At 66.6% G+C, this 10,607-nt stretch carries 7 protein-coding genes; 5 read left to right on the top strand and 2 right to left on the bottom strand.

What is annotated here, in order from left to right; genetic code table 11:
• Both HD842_RS23580 and HD842_RS23575 read right to left on the bottom strand, forming a co-directional pair.
• Positions 1 to 1,940 (bottom strand): type VI secretion system Vgr family protein (locus HD842_RS23580; RefSeq protein WP_183558557.1); only part of this gene is annotated, 1,940 nt, incomplete at its 3' end.
• A complete protein-coding gene (locus tag HD842_RS23575; protein ID WP_183558553.1) occupies positions 1,937 to 2,764 on the bottom strand; it encodes a hypothetical protein in 828 nt (275 codons plus the stop codon). The genes HD842_RS23580 and HD842_RS23575, both read right to left, overlap by 4 nt.
• 267 nt (positions 2,765 to 3,031) lie before the next feature.
• Between HD842_RS23575 and HD842_RS23570 the strand changes: the two genes are divergently transcribed.
• The 5 genes from HD842_RS23570 to tagF are packed head-to-tail and all read left to right on the top strand — an operon-like array spanning position 3,032 to position 10,607.
• Positions 3,032 to 3,883: a M15 family metallopeptidase gene (locus HD842_RS23570; RefSeq protein ID WP_183558550.1), complete on the top strand. Its 852-nt coding sequence runs from the start codon at positions 3,032 to 3,034 to the stop codon at positions 3,881 to 3,883.
• A 9-nt stretch (positions 3,884 to 3,892) separates the two neighbouring features.
• Positions 3,893 to 4,162 carry a PAAR domain-containing protein gene (locus HD842_RS23565; RefSeq protein WP_183558547.1) on the top strand — a complete coding sequence of 90 codons (270 nt, stop codon included), beginning with the start codon at positions 3,893 to 3,895 and terminating at the stop codon, positions 4,160 to 4,162.
• A gap of 34 nt (positions 4,163 to 4,196) precedes the next feature.
• Entirely contained in the window at positions 4,197 to 5,660 is a 1,464-nt protein-coding gene (locus HD842_RS23560; protein ID WP_183558544.1) for a hypothetical protein, read from the top strand.
• Positions 5,661 to 5,709: 49 nt separating this feature from the next.
• Entirely contained in the window at positions 5,710 to 9,627 is a 3,918-nt protein-coding gene (gene tssM, locus HD842_RS23555; protein ID WP_183558655.1) for a type VI secretion system membrane subunit TssM, read from the top strand.
• Positions 9,624 to 10,607 (top strand): type VI secretion system-associated protein TagF, encoded by a 984-nt coding sequence (gene tagF, locus HD842_RS23550; RefSeq protein WP_183558540.1) that lies wholly within the window; start codon positions 9,624 to 9,626, stop codon positions 10,605 to 10,607. The genes tssM and tagF overlap by 4 nt, the downstream gene beginning before the upstream one ends.

Below are 10,607 nucleotides of genomic sequence, written 5' to 3'. Positions count from 1 at the left end.
CGCAGGCTGCCGCGGTAATTGTCGGCCGTATGGATCAGGTGGCCCAGATTCAGTTCGCTAGCGGCGTGGCTGCTCTTGAGCTGGATACGGCCCTGACTGTCAGTGTCGTCGAACACGAGCTGGTTGTAGCCGCTGCCGCCGAATTCCTTGCTGCGGATGCCCCACTGCGCGGCGCTGTTGCGGTGACCGGCGCTCGCCGCCGCCGCACCGTGCCACAGCGGCCCGTTGCCACCCGCCAGGTTGCCCTGCGCCGAGATGGCGTGATCGTTGGCCGCGCCGAAGATCGCCGTGTCGCTTTCCTGTTCGCTCTTGCCGCCCGGGGTCGGTAGCGTGCCGCCTTCACCCTGGCCGTTGTACAGCGCGCCGACGATCAGCGGCCGGTCGATATCGTTTTCAAGGAACTGCACCAGTACTTCCTGGCCGATGCGCGGCAGGAACTGGCTACCCATGCCGCCGCCGGTCGAGCGCTGCGCGACGCGTACCCAGCAGGTCGCGTTGGCGTCTTCCTGCCAGTGGAAGCGGATGCGCACGCGGCCCAGGCGGTCGCAATGGATTTCATCGGCGCCGCTCGCGCTGGCGCCGCCTTCGGGCCCGACCACGATCGCGCTCTGGCTGCCGTGGGCGGTCGGCTTGGGATGGTGGCGCAAGCCGTTTTCGCCAACCACCGGACGCCAGGGGGTAGCGGCCGCGATGGCATCGATCAGGTTGGCGTAGCCGCTGGTGCTGGCCTGGGCGATGACGGCGGCCAGTTCGGGATCCTGCTCGGGCAGTGTCTGTTCGAGCAACTTCGGGATTGGCCCGAACAATTCGGCCAGTCCCTCCCTGGCCGGCTTGGGCAGATTGTTGACGCCCACGCTCACGACGCGCAGTGCGACATACGCCGGATCGGCATCGTCGCCCGTGCCGGCGCCCGCTTGCAGCGGCCCCTGCGTCAGGCTGAAACGGGTGCCAGCGCGCAGCGTGCGCACTGTCGAGCGGGCCTGCCACAGGTGACGGCGCGCTTCGTTGGCCTGCATCTGCAACAGCGCATAGCGGCGCGCCTGAGCACCGTCAGCGTAGAAGTATTGGCCGGGCGTATCAAAGCTTTCCAGCAGCGGCGCGTTGGGACCGCCCACGGCGCCCGCGGTCGGTACGCTGGCGGCCACGGCTTTCTTGGCCTTGTAGTCGTAACTGAGCACGGTGGAGAGGCCCACACGCAGGCTGCGCCGTGCCCGCAGCGATTGCACGCTGTCGTGCGCTTCGCCGGCGCGCGCGCCATGGAAACGGATGCCGCCGCCGGCGCTGCTGCTGGCGTCCTCGGGGGTCGCGCTGGCCTGGCTGCTGTCGCCGAACAGCACCACGCCGTGGCCCTCGTCCGTCTCTTCGATGCGCCAGCTCAGGCCTTCTTCGGTCAGCAGCCGCGTGACGAAATCCAGGTCGGATTCGCGGTACTGGCAGCAATAGCTGCGCGCGCCGGCATCGGCCATGAAGGCCGATGTTTCGTCACTCCAGCGCCAGACGGCGTGTGGTGCGTGTTCCTGGAACACGATGTCAACGATTTCCATCACCGTCTTGTCTTGCCATACGCGGCTGTTGCGCACCTGGCCAAGGCGCCACAGCCACGGCTGCAAGCGCAGCCGGTAGCGCGCCAGGCCGCCAAAGCTGCCCAGCATTGCCGCTTCGCTGACCAGGCCCGTGAAGCGGGCACGCGTGCCGTCGGCCAGGCTGGTCTCCAGCACGGCCGACTGGCCCAGCAGCGACGCGAGGTCGAGCGCGGCATCGGTGGCGAGCACGATCACGTCGCGCGTGCCGATTGACTGTACGCCGTCATCGGCGGCGAACGCTTCGACCATCAGGCCGCTGCTGCCTTCGTCATCGCCCAGCTGCAAGGCGTACAGCCTGGTGCGGCTGGAAAAGCCGGCCAGCGCGGCAAGTACATCGTCGACCAGCGCCACACTCATCGTTTCACCTTGCAGGCGGCAGCCGTGGCGCGGCCATCGCAGGCCCGCTTGCGGCACGCGGCCAGCTCGGCCTTCGGCTGCTTCTTGCAGTACGCCAGTTCCTGTTCGAGGCTGGCACGGGTCCTGGCCTGGGGGGCTGGCTCGGATGCCTGGGCATGCGCGATCAGGGCCGACAGCAGCATTACGTCGCGGTCCGGCGCCGGCGCAGGTTTCGGCGCCTGCTTCGGTACCGCCTTCGGCGCAGGTTTCACGGCGGCCACGCGCTTGACCGGTGGCTTTGGCTTGGCCGGCGCGCTTGCGCGCTCGGCGCCCCTCGCGGCAACCTTGGCGGCGACCGGCGCGGCCGCTGCCGCGGCAAGCGCAGAACCGGCCGGTGCTTCCAGCGCCTGGCTCAGGACGTCGCCGGTGGCGCCAGCGGCAGGTGGCGCTGGCGGCTCGGCAGCAAGCATCTCGCTCAGGCTCGGTTGCGCGTCCGGCAGTGGTGCCGAGCGTGCCTGGTGGTCTTCCTCGATGATCGCCGTTGCTGGTTCAGCCGCTGCTGGCGTGACGGCGCCATTGGCAGCCACATCGGTCTGCGCAACGGCTTCTGGTGTCGCCGCAGCAACGATCAGCGGCGTCGATGGTTCGCGCTGCTGGCCATACCATAGCCCCGCGCCGCCAGCCACGGCCGCCACCAGCAAGCCCGAGAATGCCCATATCCAGGGCGCGCGCGAACCGTGCCTCGCGTTGGGCGACGAGGTTGGTGAGCGCTTGCCGCCGGACGCCTCCAGCGTCGACAGTATGCGGTTGCGCTCGGCTTCGGCTTGCTGTGCAGGGGTCAGCAAACTAGGTGGTCCATTGCTGGAAATCTTGTCTTTTCGTTGCAAAATTCAAGCTCCTGATCGTTGTTGCAATACTTTACGCTAATAAATTGACTAACGCGATACCCCACACAATTGCCAACAGTCAGTTGCGCAGAAGACTCCACAGTTGGGTAGAATGAGCCGTTCTTATCAGACTAGTAAGTTGTACTTGGAAGAAATACCGCTCGTCGGGTATCTGGCACGCCGTCTGGCGCCAGGCGTCGGCGACTGGATGGACACGGAGTCAAAGTGTTGTTAATGGCAATTGCCCTGTATTTTGTTCTGGCCTGCCTGATTGGCTGGCTGGTGTTTTTCCCTGCAGGGCGAGGCATGGCAATGCAGGCCGCAGCGCGTATGGAATCACAGCTGGGCGCATGGCTGGCGGGCATCAAGCGCATGCGCGCGCCTGCTGCGCGGTCCACTGCGGGTGCAGTGCCTGCAGTGCCCGCCACCCCGCGCCGCCCAGTCCAGTCAGCCGTTCGTTACTGGCCATGGCTGCTGGCGGCGGCGCTGCTGGCAGTGCCACCGGCGCTGGTGTTCCTGTCCGGTGGCAGCCATATGCTGGACGGCTACGAGGTATCGACCCGCGAAGTCAATACGCAAGTGGCGTCGCTGCTGCAGGGCGAACAACTGGCGCCGCCGGCGACGCTGCCACCAGCCGTGTTTGCGACCGCTGACGTTGCCGTGGAGCGGCCGCTGCTGCGCACGGCCAGCCGCAACTGGGCATTGCTGGACCCCGAATTCACGCAGCGCTTGCTGCTGGTGTTCAAGATCATGAAAGAGCAGCACGGTTACGACATGGCGATCCTCGAAGGCTATCGCAGCCCCGAGCGCCAGAATGCGCTGGCCTCGATGGGCAGCAGCGTCACCAATGCCGGCGCCTGGCAAAGCTGGCACCAGCATGGCCTGGCCGCCGACTGCGCCTTTCTGCGCGACGGCAAGCTGGTGATCACGGAAAAGGATCCGTGGGCCATGCGCGGCTACGAGTTGTACGGCCAGGTGGCCGAGTCGGTAGGCCTCACCTGGGGCGGCCGCTGGAAGATGATGGATTTCGGGCATACCGAGTTGCGGGTGCCCGGCGTGATGAAACGAAAGTCTTAGGGAGACGTGATGGCAGGTCCCGTAATTCGTTTGGGCGACAAGACCTCGCATGGCGGGGTCGTGGCGAGCGCATCGATGGTCAGCGACAGCGGTGGCGTGCCCATTGCGCGCGTCGGCGATACCGTCGTCTGTCCGCTGCACGGCGATTCGCAGTGCGTGATCGTCAGCGGCGACCCCACCATGATCGTCGATGGCAAGCCGGTGGCCCGCCACGGCGACCTGACCAGCTGCGGCGCAACGCTGATCGCCAGCCAGCAAAGCACCGTGGACCAGGTCTGACCATGCCACCTTATTACCTGCAAAGGCAGAACCGATGCGTCCCTGGCTGAGCCGAACCCTGATCGTTGCCGCCGCGTTCAGCGCCTGCTGGCTGGGCGCCCTGTGGTACTGGCGCTCCACCACCCGCATGCCGGACACCGGGGATATCGTCATCTGGCTGTTGCTGATGCCGCTGTTTCTGCTGCTCGTGCTGTGGGCAGGCCGCAAGATCATCGCTGCTGTCAGTGCGCGTTCGGCTGCAGCCGCTGCCGTGGCCGCCGCGACGGCGTCGCAGGCCGCGGCAGCGCCTGTACCCAATGCCGCGCAGCCGGCCGCGCTGGTGGTCCTAGCTGGTGCGCTGAACATGCCGCACGGCGACAACGTCCACACGCTGAGCGAATCGTTACGGTCGCGCCAGGCCAATCTGCAGCTCGACCCGACGCTGCTGGACGGGCGCGGCTACCCGATCCTCAGTGGCCGTGCGGACAGCGTCGACATCCTGGCGCAGCAAGAAACAATGGATGAATGGCTGCAACTGCACCATCCCGACCATGTGCTGGATGACGAACAGTGGCGTGCGCTGGCCCTGGGCAGCGTCGTCGCTAGCGAACTGGCGTTCGAGCTCGGCCCGCACCCGGCGCTGCCGGCTTATCTCGATGCGCTTCAGGCTGGCAAGGCAACCCCGCCCCTGCCCACGCTGCAACTGGTACTGCTCCTGCCCACCGAATGGAATGCAGCGCAACGCGCCGTCGCCGCCGATTGGCTGCGCACCATCGTCGAGCTGCATGGCTGGCCGCAAGCCCACGTTGCCACCGTGCTGGCCGATGCCGGCGCGGACGTCGCAGCAGGGCCACTCGCGCTGGTGGACACGCTGGCCGGCCGCGCGCAGCGCGCTGGTCAACCGTTCCTGTGCATGCTGATGGCGTGCGGTTCGCGAATCGGCGAAGGGAGCGTCGAGGCCTGGGCCGAGCAATTCATCCTGCTCGACAGCCGCAACCCGAACGGCCGCGTACCCGGTGAAGGCGCAGCCGGCGTGCTGCTGGCTGACCGCGCCCAGGGCACCCTGTTCGACGCGCCCGACGCAGCGCTGCTATACCCGGCCGCCAGTGGCGCGCGCGCCAGCTCGGCCGACGGCCGTGGCCGCATCGACAGCGCCCTGATCACGCAGCAGGCGACCGACCTGCTGGCCAGCGCCGGCATTGCCGCCAGTACCGTCACGCTGGTGAGCGCCGACAGCGACGCCCGCGCCAGCCGCGTCGGCGAAACGCTCGGCATGGCAACCAACCTGCTGCCCGACCTCGATCCGGTCGACCAGGTCGTGACCGTGGCAGGTTCGTGCGGCGATGCCGGCGACGCCACGCTGCTCGCGGCGCTGGTGCTGGCCCAGCATCACGTGCGTAGCGGCGCCGGCGCCGCGCTGTGCGTCAGCAACCTCGACCCGGTCCAGCGCAGCGTTGCACTGCTGGGACCGCAACCGGCACCGCAACTGTCGCCGCAACCTGTTTCACTCGCCGCATGAGCCAATTTCTCCTTTCCCTTCAACTGACGTCCGTCGCGCCCATTCTATGATGCAACGATTCTGGCATACCCTTACCGCTCGCTTCAGCCTGGCCGCCATCGGCTTCGCAGCCTTTGCCCTGGCGCTGTTGATCGCCGCCGCCGTGTTCGACGTTTCGTACGTCTGGGTCGGCGCCGCGCTGCTCGCGGCGCTGCTGTTGTACGGCGCCGTCTGGCTCTACAAGCGCCAGATGCGCCTGCGCTCGGGCGCGGCCTTCGGTGGCATGCTCGAACAGCAGGCGGCCGCGCCAGTGGCCAACGCGGCGCAGCGCGAAGAGAACGAAGCGATCCGCCAGCGCATGGTCGAAGCGATCGGCACGATCAAGACCTCGAAGCTGGGCCAGCTCTCGGGCGACGCCGCCTTGTACGAACTGCCCTGGTATATGGTGATCGGCAACCCGGCGGCCGGCAAGAGCACGGCGATTGCCAGCTCGGGCCTGCAGTTCCCGTTCGCCGACAGCAAGATCGTCCAGGGCGTGGGCGGTACCCGCAACTGCGACTGGTTCTTCACCACCGACGGCATCCTGCTCGACACGGCGGGACGCTACTCGGTCAATGAAGAAGACCGCGGCGAGTGGATGGGCTTTCTCGACCTGCTGAAGAAATACCGCAAGCGCGCGCCAATCAACGGCATCATCATCGCGGTCAGCATCGCTGAGCTGACCGGCAACCGGCCCGAGTTCGCGATCAACCTGGCCAAGAACCTGCGCCAGCGTGTGCAGGAACTGACCGAGCGCCTCGAAGTGCATGCGCCGGTCTACGTGATGTTCACCAAGGCCGACCTGATCACGGGCTTCAACGAATTCTTCCAGGATGCCGAACGGGGCGACCGCGACAAGGTCTGGGGCGCCACCCTGCCCTACAGCCAGACGAGCTCGAAAGCCGATGTGCTCGAGCAGTTCGATGCCCGTTTCGACGAACTGTACGATGGCCTGAAAGAGCTGAGCATGGCCAATATGGCCCTGCAATGGCGCGAGCAGATGCCGCCGGGCGTGTTCACGTTCCCGCTCGAATTCAGCTCGATCAAGGGCCCGCTGCGCACCTTCATCGCCACGCTGTTCGAAGAAAACCCGTTCCAGTTCAAACCCGTGTTCCGAGGCTTCTATTTCACCAGCGCCGTGCAGGAAGGCGAGACCGTGTCGGCCTCGTCCGAACGCGTCGCGCACCGCTTCGACCTGCAGATGATGCCGGCCTCGCGCTCCGAAGTGCAGGAGCAGCACGGTTACTTCCTGCTGAACCTGTTCCGCAAGGTGATCTTTGCCGACAAGGACCTGGTGGCGCAGTACGCCAGTCCGGCCAAGACCCGTGCCCGCTACGTGACGTTCTTTGCCGTCGTGGCACTGTCCGGCCTAGCGCTCGGCGGCTGGTCGTGGTCGTACCTGGCCAACCGCCAGCTGGTGGCCAATGTGCAGGCCGATCTGGACCAGGCCATCAAGGTGCAGGACAAGCGGCTCGACCTGGCATCGCGCTTCGAGGCGCTGGAAATCCTGCAGGACCGCATCGAACAGCTTGACGCCTACCGCGACAAGCGCCCGCTGGCGCTGAGCCTGGGCTTGTACCAGGGCGAAATCCTCGAGCAGAAGCTGCGCCAGGAATACTTCGCGGGCATGAAGGAAGTGATGCTCAAACCGGTGGGCCAGTCGCTCGAAGCCTTCCTGGGTGAAGTCAACAGCGGCGCGGCGCAGTTGCAGCCTATGTCGGCGCCGCCGCAGTCGGGTGCAGTCGGCGGGGTCGTGCCGGTTGCGGCTGCTGCTACTGCTGCAGCTGCACCCGGCACGGGTTCTGCACCTGCGGCCCCTGCCGGCGCGCCCGGGACGCTGCCGGCCACGCCACTGGCGCCTGCCGCCGCTGTCAATTTCGGCGCGCTGCAGTTCAAGGATGCCAATCCGGCCAACGTCGAAGATGCCTACAACGCATTGAAAACTTACCTGATGCTGAGCGACAAATCGCGCGCCGAAGCCAGTCACCTGAACGACCAGCTGACCCGCTTCTGGCGCGTCTGGCTCGACAGCAACCGTGGCACGATGACGCGCGAACAGATGATCCGCAGCGCCGAACGCATGATTTCGTTCTACCTGAGCCAGCTGAACGATCCGGCCTGGCCGACGATCGAAAGCAAGCTCGCGCTGGTCGACCAGACCCGCGACAACCTGCGCCGCGTGGTGCGCGGCATGCCGGCGCGCGAGCGCGTGTATGCCGACGTCAAGGCCCGCGCTGCCACCCGCTTCCCGTCGATGACGGTGGCGCGCGTGGTCGGCGACGGCGACAAGGAACTGGTCGTCGGCAGCTATGCGATTCCCGGCACCTTCACCCGCGACGCCTGGGACAACTACATCCAGGGTGCGTTCCGCGACGCCGCCAACCGCGAACTGCAAAGCACCGACTGGGTGCTCAAGACGGCCGCCAAGGATGACCTGACGCTCGAAGGCAGCCCCGAGCAGATCCAGAAGGCCCTGCTCGCGCTGTACAAGAACGAGTACGCGCAGCAGTGGCAAAAGTTTATCCAGGGCGTGAGCATTCGCGAACTCAATGGCTTCGACCAGGCGGCGACCGCCATGAACCGCCTGGGCGATCCGGAATCCTCGCCGATCGATAAACTGATCAAGACGGTGTACGCCGAAACCTCGTGGGACAACCCGTCGCTGATCGACGCCGGCCTGCAGCGCGCCCAGCGCGGCGCCATGGGCTGGTTCAAGGAAACGATCCTGCGCCAGAAGCCGTCGGCGATCAACGTGAATCTGGACACGACCAGCAAGCCGGGCGCCGCCCCGATCCCGATGGGCCCGGTCGGCCGCGAGTTCTCGGGCGTGGCCCGCCTGGTGGTCAGCAAGGACAACGGCGCGACGCTGATGAAGGGCTATATGGACATGCTGTCCAAGCTGCGTGCGCGTTTCAACCAGATCAAGAACCAGGGCGACACCGGCCCCGGCGCCAAGCAGTTCATGCAGCAGACGCTTGACGGTTCCGGCTCCGAACTGGCTGAAGCATTGAAGTATGTCGACGAGCAGATGCTGATCGGGATGACGGACGCGCAGAAAAGCGCCATCCGGCCCCTGCTGGTGCGTCCGCTGATGCAGACCTTTGCCGTGATCGTGCGCCCGACCGAGGCCGAGATCAACAAGGTGTGGGCCGCGCAGGTGCTGGAGCCGTTCAACCGCACGCTGGCCGTGAAATACCCGTTCGCGCCGAATTCGGCCGTGGAAGCCAGCGACGCTGAAATCGGCCAGGTATTCGGTCCTGAGGGGTCGATTGCCAAGTACTTCAACACCACCATCGGCCCGCTCGTCGTGCGCCGTGGTGACGTGATCAGCGCCAAGACCTGGGCGAACATGGGCATCAACCTCGCGCCCGGCGTGGTGAGCAGCTTCCCGAGCTGGATCGCCCCGCTGTCGGCCGGCGGCGTGGCTGCCAGTGCCGGCGCTAGCGAAGCCCAGACGCGCTTTGAAGTCCAGGCACTGGGCGCAACAGGCGCAACCGAGTTCACGGTCGAAATCGACGGCCAGTCGCTGCGCTGGCGCGGCCAGCCGCAGCCGTTCGTGCAGATGGTGTGGCCAAACCCGCGCGGCGTACCGGGCTCGCGCATCAGCGCCATGACGCCCGAGGGACGCACCGTCGTGCTGCTCAACGAGCCGGGTCACTTCGGCCTGAAGAAAATGATCGATGCCGCCAAGCGCCAGCGCCGTGACAACGGTGTGTTCGAGCTAAGCTGGGAAAACAGCGGCGTCATCGTGCGTGCCAATCTGAAAATCGTGGCGACTACCCAGGCTGCAGCACCGGCGCCCGGCGCGGCAGCGGGCTTCCGTCGCATGCGCCTGCCGGACACGATCGCGGTCTCGGCGCCGCTCGCGCCGACGAGCGCCGCCGCCCCGGTTGGCGCGCCGGTGACCGGCGCAGCAGCGGGAACGGCAGCGGGCGGGAGCAAGCCATGAGTCGTCCGGTCGCGATTCCGGTCGGGTACTTCGGGAAGATCCCGACCCGGGCCGACTTCGTCAAGGCGAGCGAGAATGCGGCGCTGAGCAGCATGCTCGACGCCTGGCTGGCGCAGGCGATCGACCTGCTCAGCGCCGACGCGCGCTGGAAGCGCAACTACGATGCGCTGGCGCCCATCAACTTCGCCTTCATCGGGCCCCGGCGCGGGCGCGCGGTGGCCGGCCACCTGGTGGCCAGCACCGACCAGTCGGGCCGGCGCTTTCCGTTCCTGTTGATGAGCACCATGGCGATCACCACGCCGGCCACCTTCGTTGCCAACAGCCCGCTGATGCTGGCGCGGCTGTGGAACCGGCTCGAGACGATCAGCGCCGACGTGATGCGGGCCCAGGAACCAGCGCCGGTCCTGCAAACGGCCGCGACGGCCACGGTCGACTTCGATCCCGACAGCACGGCCAGTACGGCTGAACTGAATGGGTTCATGGCGCAGCAGACGGTCGGCTCGCTCGACGCGATGCTGGGGCGCGCCGGATTTCACGTCTCGACGCGCCAGATCCTGCTGGCGCTCGGCCTGCTGCTGCAGCCGGTGATGGCGACCAGCTCGAGCCGCCTCGAGAAAAGTCTGGTATTGCCACTGCCTGCGGAAGCCCTGCAGCGCCAGCAGGTCGCGGCGTTCTGGATGCACCTGATCACGCCGTTCCTGCTGCGCGCCGACTTTGAACTGTCAGTCTTCGTCACGCACCAGGACGAGCGCCCGGTGCTGGTGCTGGGGTTTTCCGGCGCCTCGGCGCAGACGCTGCAGGCGATCATGGATCCGCAGGTCGGGCTGGAACACCACATCGGCTTCGACCAGCTCGACTGGGTCGAAGACCAGGTCAGCGCCGACTACGCGATCAAGAAAGTCTCGACTTACCTGGCGCAAGGCGCCCTCTCACTCAAATCGGCCGGCGAATCGCTGCACGCCGCCTTTATCGGAACCTGA

It is taken from the genome of Massilia aurea (assembly GCF_014200505.1).
GTDB classification, from domain to species: domain Bacteria; phylum Pseudomonadota; class Gammaproteobacteria; order Burkholderiales; family Burkholderiaceae_D; genus Telluria; species Telluria aurea_B.
The sequence above is the reverse complement of the archived record's forward strand: the minus strand, read 5'-3'. Positions and strand labels throughout refer to the sequence as shown.

Coding starts and splice junctions, on each gene's coding strand:
- tssM (WP_183558655.1), top strand. CDS start 5,710: ATGCAACGATTCTGGCATACCCTTACCGCTCGCTTCAGCCTGGCCGCC.
- HD842_RS23560 (WP_183558544.1), top strand. CDS start 4,197: ATGCGTCCCTGGCTGAGCCGAACCCTGATCGTTGCCGCCGCGTTCAGC.
- tagF (WP_183558540.1), top strand. CDS start 9,624: ATGAGTCGTCCGGTCGCGATTCCGGTCGGGTACTTCGGGAAGATCCCG.
- HD842_RS23565 (WP_183558547.1), top strand. CDS start 3,893: ATGGCAGGTCCCGTAATTCGTTTGGGCGACAAGACCTCGCATGGCGGG.